General features: G+C 63.8%; 15 protein-coding genes. 12 read left to right on the top strand and 3 right to left on the bottom strand.

The features are described 5' to 3' along the window. Positions 1-18: 18 nt before the first annotated feature. Entirely contained in the window at positions 19-819 is an 801-nt protein-coding gene (locus tag NEZ08_RS24800) for a molybdopterin-synthase adenylyltransferase MoeB (RefSeq protein WP_298113139.1), read from the bottom strand. A 112-nt stretch (positions 820-931) separates the two neighbouring features. Here NEZ08_RS24800 and NEZ08_RS24805 point away from each other — a divergent pair, with 112 nt between their 5' ends. Further along, positions 932-2,281: a serine protease gene (locus NEZ08_RS24805; RefSeq protein WP_298113142.1), complete on the top strand. Its 1,350-nt coding sequence runs from the start codon at positions 932-934 to the stop codon at positions 2,279-2,281. A 3-nt stretch (positions 2,282-2,284) separates the two neighbouring features. Here NEZ08_RS24805 and NEZ08_RS24810 read toward each other — a convergent pair whose 3' ends face one another. Then, positions 2,285-3,769 carry a M81 family metallopeptidase gene (locus NEZ08_RS24810; protein WP_298113145.1) on the bottom strand — a complete coding sequence of 495 codons (1,485 nt, stop codon included), beginning with the start codon at positions 3,767-3,769 and terminating at the stop codon, positions 2,285-2,287. A 359-nt stretch (positions 3,770-4,128) separates the two neighbouring features. On the opposite strand from NEZ08_RS24810, the gene NEZ08_RS24815 reads away from it, so the two are divergent. Next, positions 4,129-4,908 carry a ParA family protein gene (locus NEZ08_RS24815; RefSeq protein ID WP_298113148.1) on the top strand — a complete coding sequence of 260 codons (780 nt, stop codon included), beginning with the start codon at positions 4,129-4,131 and terminating at the stop codon, positions 4,906-4,908. A 9-nt stretch (positions 4,909-4,917) separates the two neighbouring features. On the opposite strand, the gene mutM is transcribed toward NEZ08_RS24815, so the two are convergent. Then, on the bottom strand, positions 4,918-5,799 hold the full coding sequence (mutM, locus tag NEZ08_RS24820) for a bifunctional DNA-formamidopyrimidine glycosylase/DNA-(apurinic or apyrimidinic site) lyase (RefSeq protein ID WP_298113150.1): 882 nt from the start codon (positions 5,797-5,799) through the stop codon (positions 4,918-4,920). A gap of 246 nt (positions 5,800-6,045) precedes the next feature. Between mutM and ubiE the strand changes: the two genes are divergently transcribed. The 10 genes from ubiE to addA all read left to right on the top strand — a co-directional run. Continuing rightward, positions 6,046-6,807, top strand: coding sequence for a bifunctional demethylmenaquinone methyltransferase/2-methoxy-6-polyprenyl-1,4-benzoquinol methylase UbiE (gene ubiE, locus NEZ08_RS24825; RefSeq protein ID WP_298113152.1), 762 nt, complete (start codon positions 6,046-6,048; stop codon positions 6,805-6,807). Continuing rightward, positions 6,804-8,378 (top strand): 2-polyprenylphenol 6-hydroxylase, encoded by a 1,575-nt coding sequence (ubiB, locus tag NEZ08_RS24830; protein WP_298113155.1) that lies wholly within the window; start codon positions 6,804-6,806, stop codon positions 8,376-8,378. Before ubiE ends, ubiB begins: the two co-directional genes overlap by 4 nt. Before the next feature lie 56 nt (positions 8,379-8,434). Next, positions 8,435-9,868 carry a bifunctional phosphopantothenoylcysteine decarboxylase/phosphopantothenate--cysteine ligase CoaBC gene (gene coaBC, locus NEZ08_RS24835; protein ID WP_298113158.1) on the top strand — a complete coding sequence of 478 codons (1,434 nt, stop codon included), beginning with the start codon at positions 8,435-8,437 and terminating at the stop codon, positions 9,866-9,868. After that, positions 9,865-10,323, top strand: a complete 459-nt coding sequence (gene dut / locus NEZ08_RS24840) for a dUTP diphosphatase (RefSeq protein WP_298113161.1) — start codon at positions 9,865-9,867, stop codon at positions 10,321-10,323. The genes coaBC and dut overlap by 4 nt, the downstream gene beginning before the upstream one ends. A 307-nt stretch (positions 10,324-10,630) precedes the next feature. Further along, positions 10,631-13,150 carry a PAS domain-containing sensor histidine kinase gene (locus NEZ08_RS24845; protein WP_298113164.1) on the top strand — a complete coding sequence of 840 codons (2,520 nt, stop codon included), beginning with the start codon at positions 10,631-10,633 and terminating at the stop codon, positions 13,148-13,150. Next, positions 13,147-14,670, top strand: a complete 1,524-nt coding sequence (gene tsaE, locus NEZ08_RS24850) for a tRNA (adenosine(37)-N6)-threonylcarbamoyltransferase complex ATPase subunit type 1 TsaE (protein ID WP_298113167.1) — start codon at positions 13,147-13,149, stop codon at positions 14,668-14,670. Before NEZ08_RS24845 ends, tsaE begins: the two co-directional genes overlap by 4 nt. A gap of 84 nt (positions 14,671-14,754) precedes the next feature. Beyond that, positions 14,755-15,066: a PilZ domain-containing protein gene (locus NEZ08_RS24855; RefSeq protein WP_298113170.1), complete on the top strand. Its 312-nt coding sequence runs from the start codon at positions 14,755-14,757 to the stop codon at positions 15,064-15,066. Between the two features lie 187 nt (positions 15,067-15,253). Beyond that, positions 15,254-15,976, top strand: coding sequence for a nucleotidyltransferase family protein (locus tag NEZ08_RS24860; RefSeq protein ID WP_298113172.1), 723 nt, complete (start codon positions 15,254-15,256; stop codon positions 15,974-15,976). A gap of 147 nt (positions 15,977-16,123) precedes the next feature. Next, entirely contained in the window at positions 16,124-19,270 is a 3,147-nt protein-coding gene (gene addB / locus NEZ08_RS24865) for a double-strand break repair protein AddB (protein ID WP_298113175.1), read from the top strand. Next, positions 19,264-21,679 (top strand): double-strand break repair helicase AddA (addA, locus tag NEZ08_RS24870; RefSeq protein WP_298113176.1); only part of this gene is annotated, 2,416 nt, incomplete at its 3' end. The genes addB and addA, both read left to right, overlap by 7 nt.

The raw sequence follows: 21,679 nt of genomic DNA on the forward strand, positions 1-21,679 counted from the left end.
GCACTTCGCCGAGAGGTTTCAGCGATGCGCGCTCAGGTCGGTGACGACAGGCGCATCGCCGTTAAGCGGATTGAGCGGGTCGCGCGCGTAACGCAGCGTCTCGAAGCGCATGGAGCGCGCATCCACCATCAACAGCCGTCCGACCAACCCCTCGCCGAAGCCGACGATTTCGCGGATCGCCTCCAGCGCCATCATTGACCCCAAAATGCCGGCGAGCGCGCCCATCACGCCGGCTTCCGCACAAGTCGGCACCGTGCCCGGCGGCGGCGGCTCGGGAAACAGGCAGCGATAGGTCGGATTGAACTCGCCCTGGGCGTTTCTCTCGTGCGCACGAATCGTCGTCAGCGAGCCGTCGAACATGCCGAGCGCCGCCGTGATCAGGGGTTTACCCGCGAGATAGCAGGCATCGGAGACGAGATAGCGCGTGTCGAAATTGTCGGAGCCATCGAGCACCAGATCGTAGCTGCCGATCAATTCGAGCGCGTTTCCTGCATTCAACCGCGTGGCGTGAGCGGCAAAACTGACATGCGGGTTGAGACCGGCAATGCGCTCGGCGGCACTATCGACCTTCGCTTTGCCGATATCATAGGTGTCGTGAATGATCTGACGCTGAAGATTGGAGAGCGACACCACGTCGTCGTCCACCACGCCCAAGGTGCCGACGCCAGCCGCCGCCAGATACATCAATGCCGGCGCGCCGAGGCCACCGGCTCCGATCACCAGCACGCAAGCTTCCTTCAAGGCCGCCTGGCCGGGGCCTCCAACTTCGCGCAGCACGATATGCCGGGCATAGCGTTCGAGTTCTTCAGAACTCAGCATGTCGCAGACTTACCTTCGCTTCGGCCATGAACTCTCATGAACCGTCGGGCCGTTGGTACCGACCCAACAAATGTGCTTAAAAGAGGCCACGTCAATGGACTTTAGAAGTGTCATGAGATCGATGCTGAGCGCAACATTGATATTCGTGACAGCAATGGCCTCCGCGGACGCCCAGACCAGCACCCTTTCCTCTCACGCCAAGGCCAAACATGCCGCGCCGGCACGCCCCGCGCTGCAATCGCCCGCGGAAACCGCCAATGCGATGGACCAAAGCGAGCGGCTGGCGATCCAGTCCGACCTCGCCTGGGTGGGTCAATATAATGGCGCGATATCCGGCGACGTCAGCGAGCGGATGGTGGAATCGATCAAACAATTCCAGAAGGTCAATGGCGGCACGCCGACCGGCGTGCTCAATACGAAGGAACGCGCCGTGCTCGCCGAGATGGGACGGCGAAAGCGCGAAAATGCCGGCTGGAAGCTCGTGACCGATGCGGTAACCGGCGCACAGCTCGGCGTTCCGACCAGGCTGGTGCCGCAGCAGACCTCCGATGGCGACGGCACGAAATGGAGCTCGCCGAATGGCACCATCCAGGTGCTGCTGAGGCGACGCAAGGAAGCAGGCCCGACCACGGCCAAGCTGGCCAACCGAGAGAAGAAGGAGCCGGCCGGCCGCACCGTCGACTACAGCGTGGTGAAGCCGGAATTCTTCGTACTCTCCGGCCGGCAAGGCCTGAAGAAGTTTTATGTGCGCGGCGCCTTCAGGACTGACGAGGTCCGCATTCTTACCATCCTCTACGATCAGGCGACCGAAAACACGGTCGAGCCGGTCGTGATCTCGATGTCGAGCGCGTTCAAGCCCTTTCCAGTCAGTAGCGCGCCGCCGGCGAAAAAGACCGTCGAGTACGGCACCGGCGTGGTGGTGAGCGAGGACGGTGCGATCGTGACCGGCCGCCAGATCACCGAGGGCTGCCTCGCCATCACGATTCCTCCGTTTGGCAGCGCCGACCGTATCGCCGAGGACAAGGAACGTGACCTGGCGCTGTTGCAGCTTTACGGCGCGCGGGGATTGAAGCCGCTTGGCCTTGCCTCCGACCTCGCCAGCAAAACGACCGTCGAGTTGACCGGAATTTCTGATCCGCAAAACCAGGGCGGCGGTCGCGCCGCGACCACGGTCAAGGCCACGGTCGCGCGGGTCGCCGGCAGCAGCGGTCTCGCACTCTCGCCGGCGCCGGAAGTCGGCTTTTCCGGCGCCGCGGCGCGCGATGACAGCGGCAGGTTTGTCGGCCTCGCTTTGTTGAAGCCCGCGGTCATCGCCGGTGCCTCCACGCCAGGTCCCGCGCAAGCCGTGCTGGTGCCGGCCGAGGCGGTGCGCGGGTTTTTGAATGCGAACGGTGTGGTGACATCGCAAGCGTCGAACGATGCCGCATCGGCCGTCGTCCGCGTGATCTGCGTGAGAAAGTAGCGGCTAATCCGGAAACGCCGGTTCTCCATAGGGATAGAACCGCTTCAGATCTACGTTTTCGTAGGGCAGCGCATCGAGATGCACCGTGCCGAGGAACGGCTCGCTCGGCTCGACCAGCAGGATGGTTTTTGCAAAGCCGTTATCGTGGAACCCGCGCCGGAAGTGCACGCGCGACTTGATCGCAAAAACTTCGTACGCGTCGATGTCGAGCCCGAGCGGTTTGAGCGAGTCCGGTTCCATGATCTGCACGAGAAAGGTCGAGAGCACGAGCACATTGCCGCGGCCGAACGAAACCGTGACCCAGAACTGGCCATCACGGTCGGCCGCGTCAAGGATCGTCCCCTTGACGCGCAGCGGTGCGCCGGCCGACGGATCGACACGCCCGCCGATCTCCATGTCGAAAGCATCGCCTGCTTTGGCACCGTTCGCCTTCAACTTCGCGGTCGCCTCCTGATCGGCGATGGTCGCGATCAGCGTATTCGAAAGGTCCTGAGCGATGATCTCCTTGAGCAAGAAGGTTGCCGAGCCCGAGCGGTCGCTGTAGTCGGCGAGGACAACGGGCGCGGCTCGTTCGAATACGGCTTGCCGCGCAAGCCGCACGCCCTCGCCCATACTGACCACCTTGGCCGACCCCAACAGCGCCTTGCGCTGTCGCCACGCGGCCTCTGCCATGTCGCGCGCAATTTTTTCGGCGAGCTCCGGCTTGCCGTTGGTCAATACCTGGATGGTCATGCCGACATCGACCACATCGGCGAAGGGAAAGCCGAAGAACACATTGACATAGACGTCGACCTCGCGCGCCTCCCAGGTGAGCGCCCGCTGGATCAGGTCCATCCAGGGTGAGGCGCCGGTCCATTGCAGCACTGTCGGCGAAATGATCGGCACCTTGCGCGTGACGTGGGCCGGCCGGTAGTCGCCGCGGATCGCACGCACCAGCATACGCGCCGCACGCGCGCCTTGCAGATAGCCGTCGTAATGCGGAAAATATTTCACGCAAAACGCCATGTCGGCCGATTTCAGAAATACCTCGTCCTCGTTGCCATGCAGATCGAAGGTGCCGACGATGAACGCCTTCGGCCCGACCACCTCGCGTACCCGCCGCGCCAGCTCCGCTTCCGGGCGCGCCACGCCGCGCACAGCCATCGCTCCGTGCAGGCAAAGATAGACGCCGTCGAACGGGCCTTCGGCGACAAGTCCCTCGATCATCCTGCCGACAAAGGTCTCGAAGGCTTCCGCCGTCACCCAGCCCGACCCCATGTAAGTCCTGGGCCATAGCGGCGATTCGATCCCGATAAGTTCGACGCCCTCGAACTCGCGCGCCACCTTGACGAAGCCACCCATGAAGTAGGTCGGATCGAAATTGAGCAGGGCTTCACCTTTTGCGGGCGATCCCGGATAGATGAAGTCCTCAAGCGTCGTGTCGTTCTTGAGGAACGTCACGGTCTCATGCGAGAAGTGCAGCACCGCGATGCGGATCGGTCGAACCATGAATCACCCCGAGATGCGCGCACAGGCGCGCGATCGTTCGCCTGCCATTCCTATCAGCGCGGCCGGCGCGCCAGTAGACCCTCGCCTTCTCATCCCCGTATGCGCAGGCAGCGGAACCGCCGCGTCGCTATTCGCCACAGTCGTTAATGCTTGTTAATATTTCGGTATTCGTCCGGATGCCAGGCGTGTCACAAGTGTGTCATATTGCGCCATCGTGACCGGACCTGCCGATTCGGACCGCTATTCTTAAGGTGGCCCGCAGCATCTTGATCCGGCTCGACTTCGCATCCAGAATCGGTGCACATCCTTGTCAGTTCAGCGTATCCGCGGGCAAAGTCACCCATAGGAATCGTTGAGGAATGCAGACGATCGTTTTGGCGACCCAAAAGGGCGGGAGCGGCAAGAGCACGCTGGCCATCGGGCTCGCGGTCGCAGCCAGGAATGCCGGTCACAACGTGCGGCTGATCGAAACCGACCCGCAAGGCACATTGTCAAACTGGCAAAGCCGGCGCGGCGTCGCGGAGCCGATGGTCGAGACCATCTATAACGTGGGCCGCATCGAGAGCCGCCTGGAGCAGCTTTCGCGTGGCGGCGTCACGCTTACCATTATCGACACGGCAAGCGGGGTCAGCGCGATTACTGCGGCGGCAATCCGCTGCGCCGACCTTTGTCTTATCCCCACGCGTCCCAGCGTCACCGATATCGAAGCCAGCGCTGCGACGCTCAAGGCTGTTCGGGCCTGGCGAAAGCCGTTCGCTTACGTGCTGAATCAGACACCGGTGCGCGGCCGCCGCATCGACACCGCGGCGCAGGCTCTTGGCGGCGAGGACGGCTGCGCGATGAGCGAGATGATTGCGCGGCCGTTCATCTCAATGCGCAATGACCATCAGGATGCCCTTGCATCAGGCCTCGCGGTCAGCGAATACGCGCCCACGGGCAAGTCCGCGGAGGAGATCTCGCAGCTCTGGCGGTGGACCGAAGCCCGCCTGGGCGGCGACGTGTCCAGCCACGAAATCTTTTCGCTGGCGAGCGGTCCGGGCCGGCTTCAATCGGGCGCGGCGCAGGTCGTTGAGACTGCGACAGCGCAGCCACTCACCCCAGGCGCCGACGGCCTGACTTCGTGGGATGCGTGCCTCTGAGTCCTGTCGCTATTTCTGACATTTCGGACACCAGAACGTCGATCGGCCGTTCTGGTTGAACCGGCGTACGATTCCATCGCAGCCTTTGGTGTGGCATTTCTCGCCTTCGCGGTCGTAGACCTGAAACGAGTGCTGGAAGTAGCCGAGCTCGCCCGTGGTCTGCCGATGATCCCGCAGCGACGAGCCGCCGGCCTTGATGGCCTGATTGAGGACGTCATGGATCGCCTCAACCAGACGCCTTGCGTGGTCGGTGGTCTCGCCTTTCTTCGTGGCAAGCGTCGCCGCCAGTCTGCGCGGCGACAGGTGCGCGCGAAACAGCGCCTCGCAAACATAAATGTTGCCTAGCCCTGCGACGACGCGCTGGTCGAGCAGCGCCGCCTTCAGACTGGTTTTCCTGTTGGCGCAGGCGCGCGCCAGCATGTCGGCATCGAACTCGTTGCCCAATGGCTCGGGCCCGAGTCCTTTCATCAGCGGCTCTTCCTCAATTCGCTCCCGCGCAACGATCTTCATATATCCGAACCGGCGCGGATCGTTGAAAACGATCGCAGTCCCCGACGACATGTGGAATATCACATGATCATGGGCACGATCCTCGTTTCTCGCGTGGTGAAACCGGCCCGGCATGTGTCCGTTCTCATCGTTGATGACACGGAAAGACCCGGACATCCCGAGATGCATCAGAAGGACGTCCCCGGAGGCAAGATCGGCGATCAGGTATTTGGCGCGGCGGCCAAGTCCAATGACCCTTTGTCCCTCCAGCCGCGCGACGAAATCCTTTTGAAAAGGAAAGCGCAGGTCTTTGCGCCGGACTTCGGCCTTCGTGATCCGCGCCCCCTCCATGGCCGGCTGGAGGCCGCGGCGGACCGTTTCGACTTCGGGTAATTCAGGCATGATCCCATTCACACGAGTGCGGTGGAATTGACATTCGCTCCAGCATAGCCGCCGGTCCTCGAGGCGGATGTGTCAATTCCCAAACCGCACCGGTAACCATATCAGCAAGTGTCCCTTTGGTTCTGACATTCGTAAACGAACTTGCCGCAACGGGGTACGAATGCCAGAACCGGGGATACTTGAAACAGTGACGTGATAGCGCCATTGGCGCCGCTGGGCTATGGTCCGGTAGCGGAGAAGGATGTAATGAGCCAACCGGACGAATCCACGCATTTCGGCTTCAGGAACGTCCCCCTGGGGGACAAGCAGACGCTGGTGAATGACGTCTTTCACAGCGTGGCGGGGCGCTACGACCTGATGAACGATCTGATGTCGGGCGGACTGCACCGCGTCTGGAAAGACCTGATGATCAACGCCCTCAATCCGCCGCGCGGCGATACGCCGTTCGCATTGCTCGACGTCGCCGGCGGCACCGGCGATATCGCCTTTCGCGCGGCCGAGGCCGCGGGAAACGGCTTCAGGGCGACGGTGTGCGATATCAACGCCGACATGCTGGCGGTGGGGCGTCAACGCGCCGCCGCGCAACACCTCGACGATCGCGTCTCGTTTGTCGAAGGCAATGCCGAAGAGCTGGCTTTTGCCGACCGCGCGTTCGACGGCTACACTATTGCGTTCGGCATCCGCAATGTCCCGCGGATCGATCATGCGCTCCGCGAGGCCTATCGGGTGTTGCGGCCGGGCGGCCGCTTTCTTTGTCTTGAATTTTCCGCGGTTGACGTCCCCGGTTTGGATCGCCTCTATGATCTGTTCTCGTTCAAGGTGATCCCGCCGCTCGGGCGCGCGGTCACCGGCGACGCCGAGTCCTACCGGTACCTGGTGGAGTCGATCCGCAAATTTCCCAAACCCGGAGCCTTCGCCGAGATGATCGAACAGGCAGGCTTTTTGCGCGTGACCTGGCAAACTTTCTCGGGCGGCATCGTGGCACTGCATTCGGGCTGGCGTCTGTGATTTCCGCAACGATGCACATTGCGCGGGTCGCCCGCGCCGCTTTCGTGTTTGCGCGCGAGGGTGTTTTCGGCACCGTCGATCCCTCGCTGGTGCCGCCGCCCGGACAACTGGCGCTGAAATTCGCCCGGATGTTCGAGCGCAATGGCGCCAAATCGGGACCGCGCTTGTCTCGCGCGCTGACCCGCCTGGGGCCCGCTTATCTCAAGCTCGGCCAGTTTCTCGCGACGAGACCGGATGTCGTCGGCGTCGTGCTGGCGCGCGACCTCGAAAGCTTGCAGGACCGCCTGCCCCCGTTCCCGCAGGCCGAAGCCGAGAGCGTGATCGCGACCTCACTGGAGCGCCCCGTTTCACAGGCATTCGCGAGCCTCGGTCCCGCGGTCGCCGCAGCGTCCATCGCGCAGGTGCATCGTGGCGAAGTGGCTCGTGACGGAATTCGCCACGCGGTTGCGGTGAAGGTGCTGAGGCCCGATGTGGCGTCGCGCTTCCGCCGCGATCTCACTGATTTCTTCTTCGTGGCGCGGCAGGCCGAAATCTATTCGGCGGAGGCGCGGCGCTTAAGGCTGGTTGAAGTCATCAACACCATGTCGCGCTCGGTCGCGATGGAAATGGACCTGCGTCTTGAGGCGGCGGCGATGTCGGAGATGGCGGAGAACACCCGCGATGATCCTGATTTTCGCGTTCCGACGGTCGATTGGGATCGTACTACCCATAATGTTCTTACCATGGAGTGGATCGACGGCCTGCCGCTATCAGACTATGCGCGGCTCCAGCAATCGAACGTCGATCTGCCGGACCTCGGCCGGAAGGTGATCCAGAGTTTTCTGCGCCACGCGCTCCGCGACGGCTTTTTCCACGCCGACATGCATCCCGGCAATCTGTTCCTGGATAATGAGGGCCGGCTGGTCGCGGTCGATTTCGGCATCATGGGCCGGTTGGGACCGAAGGAGCGACGTTTCCTAGCCGAGATTCTGCTCGGTTTCATCATCCGCGACTATCGGCGCGTTGCCGAGGTGCATTTCGAGGCGGGCTATGTGCCGTCGCATCATTCGGTGGACAATTTCGCGCAGGCGATCCGCGCCATCGGTGAGCCGATCCACAACCGCACGGCTGAGGAAATTTCCATGGCGAAGCTTTTGACCCTGCTGCTCGAGGTCACGGGCCTTTTCGACATGCGCACACGGCCCGAACTGATCCTGCTGCAGAAGACCATGGTGGTCGTGGAAGGCGTTGCGCGCAGTCTCGATCCCAGGCTCGATATCTGGAAGGTCGCCGATCCCGTGGTTCGCGAGTGGATCGAACGCAATCTCGGACCTATCGGCCGCATTCAGGGCGCGATGGCGGGCGCTGGCGAACTCGGCCGCGTTGCCGCCAGCCTGCCGGCACTGGCGACCAGAGCAGTCACGGTGCTCGAACAGCTCGAGACCATGACGCGGGAGGGATTGAGCCTGTCGGCCGAGACCATTGCGGCAATGGGACGGACCGAAGGCCGCAAGAGCCGTTGGCGGGCGATCGCGCTCTGGATCATCGCGCTGACCTTTATCGGCATCCTGTTCGCGATCCGCCAGATGTGATTGCATTGCAATCATAAATTTGATAGCATTGCTGTCAATATTTGCGGGGAACGCCGATGGCCAGTCTGACCATCCGGAAACTGGACGATGCGATCCGTGACGCCCTGCGCCTGAGGGCCGCCCGCAGCGGCCGTTCGGTCGAGGACGAGGTTCGGGTCATCCTGCGCGAGGCGGCGCAGGACGGCGCCTCCGCGGCGCCTGCAGCGGCCTCGCAGGCGCAGCCAAGCCTCGAATCCGCATCCCGCGCCGAGATGGGCCTCGCCCGTGTCACCCTGATCATCGGCGGCGGCATTGCCGCGTACAAGGCGCTCGACCTGATCCGGCGGCTAAAAGAGCGGCGCATTGACGTGCGCTGCGTCCTTACCAAGGCCGCGCAGCACTTCGTCACGCCGCTGGCGGCAAGCGCTCTCTCGCATGAACGCTGCTACACGGACCTGTTCGATCCGGCCAGCGAGTTCGACGCCGGCCATATCCGCCTTGCGCGCGAAAGCGACCTGATCGTCGTGGCGCCGGCCACTGCCGACCTGATGGCCAAAATGGCACACGGCAGCGCCGACGATCTTGCCAGCGCCGTCCTGTTGGCGGCAAGCGTGCCGATTCTGCTGGCGCCGGCGATGAATCCGCTGATGTGGAACAATGCCGCGACCAGACGCAACGTCGCAACACTGCAACGCGATGGCATTGCCATGATCGGACCCAATGCCGGCGAGATGGCAGAAGCCGGCGAAGCCGGCGTGGGGCGGATGGCCGAGCCCTTGGAAATTGCTGCCGCAGCGGAACGCATGTTGCGTCCGCCGCAGGCAAGACCACTTGCCGGCAAACGCATGCTGATCACCGCAGGGCCGACACATGAGCCGATCGACCCGGTGCGCTACATCGCCAACCGCTCATCGGGCAAGCAGGGCTTTGCAATCGCGGCCGCCGCACAAGCCGCCGGCGCCGATGTCACCCTGGTTTCCGGTCCGGTCGAGCTCGACGATCCATCCGGCGTGACGGCGATCCATGTGGAATCCGCGCGCGACATGCTACGCCAGGTGGAAGCCGCGCTACCGGTCGATATCGCCATCTTCGCCGCGGCGGTCGCCGACTGGCGCGTCGCTCGCGAAGGAGAGCAAAAATTGAAAAAGACAGCCGCCGGCATGCCGCCGCTCCAGCTGGTCGAAAATCCGGACATTCTGGCGACGATTTCCCACCGCAAGGAAGGCCGGCCGCCGCTCGTCATTGGATTTGCCGCCGAGACCGAACATCTGATCGCGAACGCCAAGACGAAACTTGCGCGCAAGGGCTGCGATTGGATCGTCGCCAACGACGTCTCTCCGTCGACCGGCGTGATGGGCGGAGATCGCAACACCGTTCACCTGCTGATCCGCCAAGGCGACAACATCGATGTCGATTCCTGGCCTGTCATGACCAAGGAAGAGGTGGCTGCTGAATTGATCGCGCAGGTCGCCAAGGCCTTTGGCGCCGAAACTTCGGGCAAATCCCCATGAGCAGTTCCATCAAGGTCGAAGTGTTGCAACTGCCGAACGGCAAAGGCCTCAGCCTGCCGGCGTATCAAAGCGCGCTCGCTGCAGGCCTCGATCTGCTCGCGGCCGTGCCGGAGGATTCGCCCGTTATTCTCGCGCCGGGGAAATACGCGCTGATCCCCACCGGACTTTCGATCGCACTGCCGCCCGGATACGAGGCGCAGGTGCGGCCCCGCTCGGGACTGGCGGCGCGGCACGGCGTCACCGTGCTGAATGCGCCGGGCACGGTGGACGCGGACTATCGCGGCGAAATCGGCGTGCCGCTCATCAATCACAGCGACGTGCCGTTTACGGTCAGGCGTGGCGAACGTATCGCGCAGATGGTGATTGCGCCCGTAACCCATGCGGAACTCGTTCCGGTCGCGACGCTTTCTGTGACCTTGCGCGGCAGCGGCGGTTTCGGTTCGACCGGCCGCTAAGGAGCCATAGGCGGGGTTCAATCATCATCGCGCTTCAGCTCTTTGATTGAGCATGATCTTTTCGGCAACCGCTACACACTTTTCCGGAACATACTTTAGCCAGGCCCGAACGCTTCTTCGCAAAAGTCCGGCTGCATTTTCCTAAGAGAATCGCTTCGGCACTGGGCTAATCCCCCATTTTTTTCTGGCGGGATTCACGTTCACGAAATGGACTCTTACCCGCCGAGTCCCGTTGGCGATATTGTCGCTTGATTCGCGCACGGCGGGGGGATTCGCCGGGCTTGATGTCGTGCGGATTGGGGTATTCATGTCGGGCGTAGTCGCGGCGATGCGCCGGACCTTGCTGTCGTGCACCATTCTCGCACACGGCGGACGGGCAGCCTTGGGAATGATCGCAGGTGTCGCGGGGCTGGGCGTGGCCCAGCCGGCGCACGCCGTCGAGCGGCCTTTTGTGCACGTCATCAGCAACGTCATCGGTATCAGCCACCAGGAGTTCGCAGCGCTGACGACGGCGTTGTCCTTGCTCGGTTTTTCCGTCGTCTCCGCCATCCTTTTGATGCGTACACGGCTGCGCGCGGCGCGGACCGAGACCGGACTGCGCGGCGAAATCCAGAGCCTGCAAAGCGAGGCTGACCGATACCGAGCGCTGCTGTTCGCCGAGCCGCAAATCCTGATCGCCTGGCCTGCTGGCGAAGATCGGCCGCAAATCTCGGGCGACGTCGCCGCATTAACCGGCCAGGAGCATCCGCAACGCATCCTGGCGTTTGGGACCTGGCTGGCGGCGGGTGCAGCGCTGCAAATGGAGCGCGCGATCGACACCTTGCGCGATACCGGCGAAGGCTTTTGGCTCAACCTGACGACCTCGAAGGGCACCCCAGTCGAGGCCCTTGGCCGCGCCATCGGCGGCCAGGCTGTGGTGCGTATCCGCGAATTGTCCGGCGTGCGGCGGGAGCTCGCTGAAACAAATCTCAGACACAAGGCGCTCCTGCAGGAAACCGAAATGCTGCGCGGCTTCGCGCAAGCCGCACCCTGGCCGATCTGGGCCAAGCGCGCGGACGGCGGTCTGCAATATGCCAACGACGCCTATGCGAGGGCGGTAGACGCCGCCAGCATTGCTGATGCCGTCGAACGCAAGCTCGAATTGCTCGACAGCGGCAGCCGAGCCGATATGGAGCGGGCGCTGAATGAAACTGCGGCGTTCACGGCGCGGCTGCCCATCGTGGTCGGCGGCGAGCGCCGCTTCTACGACGTGCAGGCGCTCAGTATCGGCGGCGGCAGCGTCGGCATGGCCGTCGATGTGTCGGAAACCAACGCGCTCAACGACGCACTGGCGCGGATGATGGAGGGCCATCGCCGCACGCTCGATCAGCTGTCGTCGGGCGTCGCCGTCTTCGACGGCCGGCGACGGCTCGCCTTCTACAATGATTCCTATCGTCGCCTCTGGGATCTCGATCGCGCCTTCCTCGACAGCAACCCGGACGACTCAAGCGTGCTCGATAGGCTTCGCGCCGCTCGCAAGCTGCCGGAGCAGCCGGATTTCCGGGCGTGGAAGGCCAAGCTCCATGAGGCCTACCGCGCGGTCGAGGCGGAAAAAGACACCTGGTATCTGCCGGATGGCCGCGCGCTCAGCGTCGTCACCACGCCGAACCCGGAAGGCGGCGTCACCTATTTGTTCGACGACGTCACCGAAAGCCTCGACCTCGCGCGGCGGTTCGACGGGCTGATCCGCGTCCAGCGCGAAACGCTGGACAACCTCGCCGAAGCGGTCGCTGTGTTCGGCTCGAATGGCCGCGCACAGCTATTCAATCCCGCTTTCGCCAGCATGTGGAAGCTCTCAAACGAGGCGCTTGGCGAGCAGCCGCACATCGACACCGTCGAGACCTGGTGCAAGCCGTTGTTCGATGACGCGGCGACCTGGCGGATCATCCGCGAGGCGGTGACGCGGATCGGCAATCGCGTCGCGGTGCCGCTCAAGCTCGAACGCAGGGACGGCAGCGTGCTCGATTGCATGACCATGCCGCTGCCCGACGGCGCCACCATGCTGACGTTCCAGGACATCACCGATACGGAAAACGTCGAGCGCGCCCTGCGTGAGCGCAACGAGGCGCTGGAGACCGCCGACCAGATGAAGGTGGATTTCGTCCACCACGTTTCCTACGAGCTGCGCTCCCCGCTGACCACCATCATCGGATTTGCTCACCTGTTGAACGATCCGACCACCGGCCCCTTGATGCCCAAGCAGGCCGAATACCTCAATTACATCACCGCTTCGACCAATTCGCTGTTCGCGCTGATCAACAATATCCTCGACCTCGCCAGCATCGACGCCGGCGCGATGACGCTCGAGATCGGGCCGGTCGATATCCGCAAAGCCATCGATAACGCGGCCGAGGGCATTCAGGACCGGCTGGCCCACAACCGCATCGAACTCAAGGTCGAGGTTGCTCCCGGCATCGGCACGTTTGTCGCCGACGGCGGACGTGTGGTACAGGTGCTCTATAATCTGCTTGCCAATGCCGTCGGCTTTTCGCCACAGGATTCTGCGATTACCCTGAGCGCGAGGCGCACCGATCATCACGTGATTTTCGCCGTAACCGATCACGGCCCGGGGATTCCGCCCGAAGTGAAGGACAAGGTGTTCGACTGGTTCGAGAGCCACTCCAATGGATCGCGGCACCGCGGCGCCGGGCTGGGTTTGCCGCTGGTGAAATCCTTCGTCGAACTGCACGGAGGCCGCGTGCGCGTCGATTCGGTGATCGGCAAGGGGACGACCGTGACCTGCGACTTCCCGATTGACCAGGCGGCGCATCGCAACGCTGCGGAATGACGAACCCTTTCGCATTCACCGTTGCGCTGGCGAACGAGACCGCGACCGCAGACCTGATGGCCGACCTCGCTCTCCTGGTCGGGGCCGGCGACGTCATCACCTTGTCGGGCGATCTGGGTGCCGGCAAGACCGCGGCTGCCCGCGCCCTGATCCGCTATCTCGCCGATGATGCCGAGATCGAGGTACCAAGCCCGACCTTCACACTGGCACAAAGCTACGATCTTGCTGCGCTTCCGCTGATTCACGCCGACCTCTACCGCATCAACGATGCGAGCGAGCTGGAAGAGATCGGACTCTCGCCCTTGCCGGAAGGCGCGGTAGCGCTGATCGAATGGCCGGAGCGTGCACCTTCAGCGTTGCCGCCCGACCGGATCGATATTGCGCTCAGCCATCGCCCGGCGCTGGGATCGACGGCGCGCGCCGCCGAGATCACCGGCTATGGCAAGGCTGCCGCGCAGGTTGGGCGCCTTGAGGCGTTGCGGCAATTCCTCACCGGCGCGGGTTTCATCGATGCGAAACGCCAGCGCATGGCGGGCGACGCCTCGACGCGTTCTTATGCGCGGCTCTACCGGGACGGCCTTTCCGTCATTCTGATGAATTCGCCCAAGCGTCCTGACGGACCCGCGATCTACGACGGCAAGTCATATAGCGCCGCGGTGCATCTGGCCGAAGACGTCAAACCGTTCGTTGCCATCGACAATGGCCTGCGCGAACGCGGCCTCTCCGCGCCGGCGATTCACCACGCCGACCTCGAGGCGGGTTTTCTGATCACGGAGGATTTCGGCCGCGAAAGTTTTGTCGAGGGGGCGCCGCCGCGCCCGATTGCCGAACGCTATGAGGCAGCCACCGAAACACTCGCGCTCTTGCATCGCGATCCGCTTCCGAACGTGTTGCCGCTGGCGCCGCAGATCACCTATTCGATTCCCAACTTCGACATCGACGCGATGCTGGTCGAGATCTCCCTGATGCTCGAATGGTATCTGCCGGATCGCGGCGCAACACCGCCCGACGACGCCCGCAATGACCTGATCAGGCAATGGCGCGACCTTCTGGGCAAGACAGATTCACTGCCGAAGACCTGGGTGCTGCGGGATTTTCATTCCCCCAATTTGATCTGGCTGGCCGAACGATCGGGGACATCGAGAGTCGGCATCATCGATTTCCAGGATGCAGTGCTGGGGCCAGCCGCCTACGATCTCGTCTCGCTGTTGCAGGACGCGCGAATCGATGTCCCCGAACAGCTCGAACTGGCTTTGCTGACGCGCTACATCAAGGCGCGGCTTGCAAGCGACAACACCTTCGAGCCAGCCGCCTTCGCCGAGAGCTATGCGATCATGTCGGCGCAGCGGAACACCCGCCTGCTCGGCACCTTCGCCCGCCTCAACCGACGCGACGGCAAGCCGCAATATCTGCGCCATCAGCCCCGAATCTGGACCTATCTGAAGCGCTCGCTGGCACATCCGGTGTTGGGAGGCATCCGCGGCTGGTACGAAACCCACGTTCCGCCGCCCCAGTCCTGATTCCCGATTTACCGGATATTAGCCGTCTTTCGGCTAACCTGCAGGGTACCCCTGCTTTGCGAGGGCTAAATAAGGGCGGAGTACATGGCGGTGACCGAGCGACGCAGAGGTGAGCGTGTCACGTTCGAGCGTGGATTTGCTGCGCACATGATGGGCATCGACGGCACGTGGCGCCGCGACTGCATCATGGAAGACGTGTCCGAGACCGGCGCCAAACTGACCATCGAAGGCTCGGTCGAAGGCCTGCATCTGAAGGAATTCTTTTTGCTGCTGTCCTCGACGGGGCTTGCCTACCGCCGCTGCGAACTCGCCTGGGTGAATGGCGATCAGATCGGTGTCAATTTTCTCAAGACCGGTGACAAGCGAAAGAAGTCTCGGCGTCCCGCGGAAGCATGAAACTCGCCGCCTAGCCCGTCTTATCGCCGTCATATCGGGCGATTATGGCCCGCGGTTAGTCAGTGTGCCAGGTCGAAGCGGCGTGATATGATTCGCAAGCCGTCCCGGCTGCCCTCCTTTCCGATTCGGGAAGCAGGATCGATCCCCTCCCTCGTTTCGGGACCCAAGAATTCGAGAGCCGTCCGGAATGTCCGTCAAACCTGCGAAAGCCATGGTCCTCGCCGCCGGTCTCGGCGTACGGATGCGCCCTTTGACGGACCGGATGCCGAAGCCCCTGGTGTCCGTGGCAGGCCAGCCGCTCCTCGACCACGTGCTCGACAAGCTCGCCGACGCCGCCGTCAGCGAGGCCGTCGTCAATGTCCACTATCTGCCTGACCAGATCATCGAGCATGTGGCGACGCGCAAACGGCCGCGCGTGATCATATCAGACGAACGCGACCAGGTACTCGGCACCGGCGGCGGGGTCGTCAAGGCGCTGCCGCTGCTCGGAGATGCGCCGTTCTTTCACCTGAACGCCGACACGCTGTGGATCGACGGCGTGCGGCCGAACCTGGCTCGGCTTGCGGAGGCATTTGATCCCGCCCGCATGGACATCCTGCTTTTGATGGCGCCGACCGCGAGCAGCATCGGCTATGAGGGCAACGGCGACTACGCGATGCTGCCCGACGGCGCCTTGCGCAAGCGCAAAGAGCATCAAGTCGTTCCGTTCGTCTATGCGGGCGTTGCGATCATCTCGCCCGCCATTTTCGCCGGCGCGCCGACCGGCGAATTCTCGCTGACCAAAATGTTCGATGCTGCCAATGAGCAGGAGCGACTGTTCGGGCTCCGGCTCGACGGCACCTGGATGCATGTCGGAACGCCCGATGCGGTCGGCGCGGCCGAAGAAGCCTTTTTGGAAAGCGTGGCGTAACGACTGCCCTTGCTCCATGCTCCGCAAAAGCGGGCATCCGGTACGCCGCGCTTGTCGATAAGCTCCGTCGTATCCGGATTGCTCCATCACCCGCTTTCGCGGGTGATGACAAGGCCTATATTCCCGTGATCTCGAATCAGGCAGCTCATGCGCGTCCTCAGCGTTCCATCGTCCGTGCCGTTCCTGCGCAGCGTCGTCGCGAGCCTCGTCGACGGCCAGCTGGTCGAGGGATTTGAAGCGCGCGCACGGCCGGAAAGGCTGGCGGCGGCCACGCTCTATCTGCCCACCCGGCGCGCGGGCCGGCTGGTGCGGGAAGTCTTTCTGGAAGAACTCGGCACCGCGGCGGTGCTGCTGCCGCGCATCGTCGCGCTCGGCGATATCGACGAAGACGAACTGGCTTTTGCCGAGGAGGATGAAGCCTATGGCGGGATGACCGCGCTGGAGCTTCCGCCAAAGCTCAGCGAGCTGGAGCGGCGGCTGACGCTCGCCAGATTGGTCGCCGCCTGGGCGAAGAGTTCGGTCACGGCGCCGCTTGTGGTTGGGGGTGCGGCGTCGACGCTGGCGCTGGCCGGCGATCTCGCCCGGCTGATGGACGACATGGTCACCCGCGGCGTCGGCTGGACCGCACTCGACGGCCTCGTGCCGGACGGGCTCGATGAATACTGGCGATATTCGCTCGACTTCCTGCGGATCGCGCGCGATGCTTGGCCGGCTTATCTCCAGGAAATCGGCAAGATGGAGCCGGCCGAGCGGCGCGACCGCCTGATCGACGCCGAGGCCAAACGGCTTGCCACCCATCCTACCGGCCCCGTGATTGCGGCGGGCTCGACGGGCTCGATGCCGGCGACCGCGAAATTCCTGCACGTGGTTGCGCAGCTGCCGCACGGGGCGGTGATTCTCCCGGGGCTGGATACCGACCTCGACGAAGCGTCCTGGCAGAGCATCGGCGGCGAGCGGAACGATGAAGGCCATTTCACCGAACATCCGTCCTCGAGCCATCCGCAATATGCTATGCATGCGCTGCTGGAGCGCTTCGGTATCGGGCGCCGCGATGTCGCAATTCTGGGGAGCCCGGCGCCCGGCGGACGCGACCTTTTGTTGTCGGAAGCGATGCGCCCGTCCAATGCGACGGCGCAATGGCACGATCGGTTAGGCCGGCCGGAAATCGCCGAACATATTGCCCGTGGCATGGAGCGCCTCTCAGTGATCGAGGCACCCAACCCGGAAATGGAAGCGCTCTCGATTGCCATTGCGATGCGTGAAGCGCGGCACTTGCAGAAATCCGCAGCCTTGGTGACGCCGGACCGGGCGCTGGCGCGGCGGGTGATGGCGGCGCTGGCGCGCTGGAACCTGGACTTCGACGATTCCGGCGGCGAAGGGCTGATCGAAACGCCGGCCGGCATTTTCGCGCGCCTGGTTGCGGAAGCGGCTGCAAAGGGGCTGGAACCGCCGACGCTGCTGGGTCTGCTCAAACACCCGCTGTTCAGGCTTGGCGCGGCGGCAGGCGGCCACAAAGGCAGCATCGAAACGCTCGAACTCGCTTTGTTGCGCGGAACGCGCCCGCCATCGGGCGCCAAGGGCCTCGCTGACGATTTCGCACGCTTTCGCAGTGAACACGCCAGATTTCACCGCAAGGAAACCTCGGCGCTGCATGCCTCGGAAAAGCGCGCACGGCTGACGGATTCAGAGCTCGACCGGGCTCAGGCGCTGGTCGCGGCATTGCAGAAGGCGCTGGCGCCGATGGAAAATCTCTCATCCACCCGCCCCTATGACCTCGCGGAGATTGCCGCGCGACATCGCGAGGTGCTGATCGCGCTATCGGAGGATGACGTCGGAGTCGCGGTGGCCTTCGAGGAGCCGGAAGGCCTCGCACTCGCTTCCGCATTCGAGGACCTCCTCGCCGGGCAGACCAAAAGCGGCCTCCCGGTTGCGCTGCCCGACTACGCCGAAGTGTTTCAGAGCGCTTTCTCGGATCGCGCGGTCCGCCGGGCCGAGAAGCCCGGGGCCACGCTTCACATTTACGGTCCGCTGGAATCGCGGCTGATGCAGGCCGACCGCGTCATCGCCGGGGGACTGATCGAAGGCGTCTGGCCGCCGGCGCCGCGCACCGATCCATGGTTGAGCCGGCCGATGCGGCATCAGCTCGGCCTCGATTTGCCGGAGCGGCGCATTGGCCTGTCGGCCCACGACTTCGCCCAGTTGCTCGGCGCCGAGGAAGTGATCCTCAGCCATTCCGCCAAGGCCGGCGGTGCGCCCGCGGTCGCCTCACGTTTCCTGCATCGGCTGGAAGCCGTTGCCGGCGAAGCACGATGGCAAGCGGCAAAACAGGCGGGCAAGCAGTATGTCGATTTCGCGCTGGCGCTCGACGCGCCCGACGAGGTGAGGCCGGTCAAGCAACCCGCACCGACCCCACCTCGCGCAACGAGGCCGTTGAGGCTGTCCGTCACTGCCATCGAAGACTGGCTGCGCGACCCCTACACCATCTATGCCAAGCATATCCTCAAGCTTGAGGCGCTCGACCCTGTCGACATGCCGCCGTCAGCAGCCGACCGCGGATCCGCCATTCACAACGCGATCGGCGACTTCACGAAACGCTTCGCCAAGGAACTGCCGACAAACCCGATCGAAAGGTTGCGTGAAATCGGCCTTGTTCATTTCGCCCCGCTGATGGAGCGGCCGGAGGCGCGCGCGCTGTGGTGGCCACGCTTTCAGCGCATCATCCGATGGTTTTCGGAATGGGAAGCGGCTCGCCGCCCGGGAATCGCGGCGATCGAAGCCGAGATCAAGGGCGAAATCCCGATCCATCTCGAGCACGGCCGGACATTCCATCTCTCCGCGCGCGCCGACCGCATCGAGCGCCGCCCCGACGGCAGTTTCGCGATTCTCGACTACAAGACGGGGACGCCGCCGACCGGGAAGCAGGTACGGATGGGATTGTCGCCGCAGCTGACGCTGGAAGCGGCGATCCTGCGACAGGGCGGCTTTGAAGGCATCGATGCAGGTTCATCCGTCGGCGAACTCGCTTATGTCAGGATCACCGGCAACAATCCGCCGGGCGAATACAAACCGGTGGAATTGAAGATCAAGAACAATGAGACGCCGCAGCCGCCCGATGAGGCCGCCGATTACGCGCTGGCGCAGCTTGCGGCGCTGATCCGCAAATTCGAGGACGAGAAGGAGCCCTACCGTTCGCTGAACCTGCCGATGTGGACCAACCGCTACGGCGCATACGACGACTTGGCGCGGATCAAGGAGTGGTCGGCTGCCGGCGGTCTGGGCCTACCCGAATGGTGAAAGCGTCACGCGAGATCCCCGCGGCGGTCCGCAACAAGCAGGCCAGCGCCTCGAACCCGGCCTCGTCGTCGTTTGTCTCGGCGAATGCGGGCTCCGGCAAGACTCACGTGCTGGTACAACGCGTGATCCGGCTGCTGCTGTCCGGGGTGCCGCCGGAGAAGATCCTGTGCATCACCTTCACCAAGGCGGCCGCCGCCAACATGGCGGAACGCGTCTTCACCACGCTCGGCCATTGGGTCACGCTCGACAATGACGCGCTCGATGCGGCAATCAAGGATGCCGGCCTTCCGCATCCCACGGCCGCCTTGCGCAAGGTCGCGCGGGAACTGTTCGCGCGGGCGCTGGAAACACCGGGCGGGCTGAAGGTTCAGACCATCCACGCGCTTTGTACGCGGCTGTTGCAGCAATTTCCGTTTGAAGCCAACGTACCGGCGCGCTTTGCCGTGCTCGACGAGCGCGACCAGGCCGACATGATGGAGCGCGCCAACCTCAAGGTATTTCTCGAAGCGTCCCGCGCCCCCGACAGCGTGCTCGGCCGCGCACTCCAGACCGCGATGGCCAGCGCTGCCGACGTCACGTTCAAGGACGTCGTTCGCGAGGCCTGTCTCTCCAGGGATCGTTTCATGGCCTGGACCGATGCCGCCGGCAGCGCAGAGGCCGCGGTGGCGGAGATGTCGGCCGCGCTCGGCGTTTCATCGACCGACAGTCTCGAAGCGGTCGAGCGCGAGATCGTGGATGGCCCTTACGTGCCACGACGACGCTGGGCGGAAATCGCAGACGCACTGGATGCCGGCAGCAAGCAGGACCAGAAGCAAGGCCGCCAGCTGCGCGCGGCGCTCACCTTTACCGGAACTGCGCAGGTTGACGAATATCTCTGCGTTTTTCTTACCGACAACAAAGAGCCCCGCAAGAGCATCCTTACCCAGAGATTCTGTGACGACCATCCGTCATTGGCCCGCTTGTTCGACAACGAATTCGCCCGCCTCACGCCGCTGATCGAAAAGCGTCGCGCTGTCGTTGCCCGCGACCGCACCGAAGCGCTGCTGCACATCGCGATTTCGGCCGCGGCAAACTACCGTCGCGAGAAGGAGGAGCGCGGCCTGCTCGACTACGACGATCTGATCGACAAGACGCTTCTCATGCTCGACAAGGTTTCTGCCGGCTGGGTGCATTACAAACTCGATCGCGGCGTCGACCATGTCCTGATCGACGAAGCACAGGACACCAGCCCGCGGCAATGGGACATCGTCGAGCACATCGTTTCCGAATTTGCCGCTGGGCACGGTGCGCGCCACGGCATCATCCGCACCGTGTTTGCAGTCGGCGATGAGAAGCAGTCGATTTTCTCGTTCCAGGGCGCGGCACCGCGCGAATTCGCCGAGCGCCGCCATCGCTTCTCATCCCGCTTCAAGGCCGCCGGACTCGACTTCGAGTCGATTTCCTTCACCTATTCCTTCCGATCGGGAGCCGGCGTGCTGCGCGCGGTGGAGAGCGCATTTCAGTCGCCCGATGTCTATCGGAGCATCACCACCGACCGCGACGGGATGCCGCCGCACCTTGCGCTGGCCGACGCCGGGCCCGGCCTGGTCGAATTGTGGCCGTTGGCCAAGGCCGACGAGCGCAAGGAGGTCGAGGGGTGGCTCGCGCCCTTCGACGATCTGTCGGTGACGAGCCCCGAGGTCAAACTCTCCAAACGCATCCAGGCCGAAATCAAGCGGCTGATCGCAAGCGGCGCCATGACCGGACCTCAAGGTGCACGCCGGCCGCTGAGCTATGGCGACGTGCTGGTTCTGGTGCGCCGGCGCGGCAATATCTTCGACGCCGTGATCCAGGCCTTGAAGCACGCCAGCATCCCGGTCGCCGGCGCCGACCGCCTGAAACTGACCGAGCACATCGCGATCATCGACCTGATGAACCTGGCGGACGCGCTGCTGCTGCCGCAGGACGACCTTGCGCTGGCGGTTGCCCTGAAAAGCCCGCTGTTCGCGCTCGATGAGGACGACCTGTTTGCGCTCGCTTTCGACCGCAAGGCTTCGTTGCGCGAAGCGTTGGCGCAGCATGCCACGACCGACCCGAGGTTCCAGTCCGCGCTCAGGCGGCTTGAGGAATGTGAACGGCGTTTTACGCAGGAAACCCCGTTTGCGTTCTACGCCTGGCTGCTCGGCGGCGACGGCGGCAGGCAGCGCATTCTGTGCCGGCTCGGCCACGAGGCGAACGATGCGCTCGACGAGTTCCTCGAACTCGCCTTGAACTATGAGCTCAAGGCACCAGCCTCGCTGCAAGGCTTCATGGCCTGGCTGCGCTCGGCCGATACCGAGGTCAAGCGCGACATGGAAATCTCGCGCGACGAGGTGCGCGTGATGACGGTGCATGGCGCCAAGGGCCTGGAAGCTTCCGTCGTCATCATGG

It is taken from the genome of Bradyrhizobium sp. (genome assembly GCF_027451485.1).
Taxonomy (GTDB): Bacteria; Pseudomonadota; Alphaproteobacteria; order Rhizobiales; family Xanthobacteraceae; genus Bradyrhizobium.

Excerpts from the sequence above, each read along its gene's own strand:
- NEZ08_RS24800 (WP_298113139.1), bottom strand. The coding sequence starts at position 819 with ATGCTGAGTTCTGAAGAACTCGAACGCTATGCCCGGCATATCGTGCTG.
- NEZ08_RS24805 (WP_298113142.1), top strand. The coding sequence starts at position 932 with ATGAGATCGATGCTGAGCGCAACATTGATATTCGTGACAGCAATGGCC.
- NEZ08_RS24810 (WP_298113145.1), bottom strand. The coding sequence starts at position 3,769 with ATGGTTCGACCGATCCGCATCGCGGTGCTGCACTTCTCGCATGAGACC.
- NEZ08_RS24815 (WP_298113148.1), top strand. The coding sequence starts at position 4,129 with ATGCAGACGATCGTTTTGGCGACCCAAAAGGGCGGGAGCGGCAAGAGC.
- mutM (WP_298113150.1), bottom strand. The coding sequence starts at position 5,799 with ATGCCTGAATTACCCGAAGTCGAAACGGTCCGCCGCGGCCTCCAGCCG.
- ubiE (WP_298113152.1), top strand. The coding sequence starts at position 6,046 with ATGAGCCAACCGGACGAATCCACGCATTTCGGCTTCAGGAACGTCCCC.
- coaBC (WP_298113158.1), top strand. The coding sequence starts at position 8,435 with ATGGCCAGTCTGACCATCCGGAAACTGGACGATGCGATCCGTGACGCC.
- dut (WP_298113161.1), top strand. The coding sequence starts at position 9,865 with ATGAGCAGTTCCATCAAGGTCGAAGTGTTGCAACTGCCGAACGGCAAA.
- NEZ08_RS24845 (WP_298113164.1), top strand. The coding sequence starts at position 10,631 with ATGTCGGGCGTAGTCGCGGCGATGCGCCGGACCTTGCTGTCGTGCACC.
- tsaE (WP_298113167.1), top strand. The coding sequence starts at position 13,147 with ATGACGAACCCTTTCGCATTCACCGTTGCGCTGGCGAACGAGACCGCG.
- NEZ08_RS24855 (WP_298113170.1), top strand. The coding sequence starts at position 14,755 with ATGGCGGTGACCGAGCGACGCAGAGGTGAGCGTGTCACGTTCGAGCGT.
- NEZ08_RS24860 (WP_298113172.1), top strand. The coding sequence starts at position 15,254 with ATGTCCGTCAAACCTGCGAAAGCCATGGTCCTCGCCGCCGGTCTCGGC.
- addB (WP_298113175.1), top strand. The coding sequence starts at position 16,124 with ATGCGCGTCCTCAGCGTTCCATCGTCCGTGCCGTTCCTGCGCAGCGTC.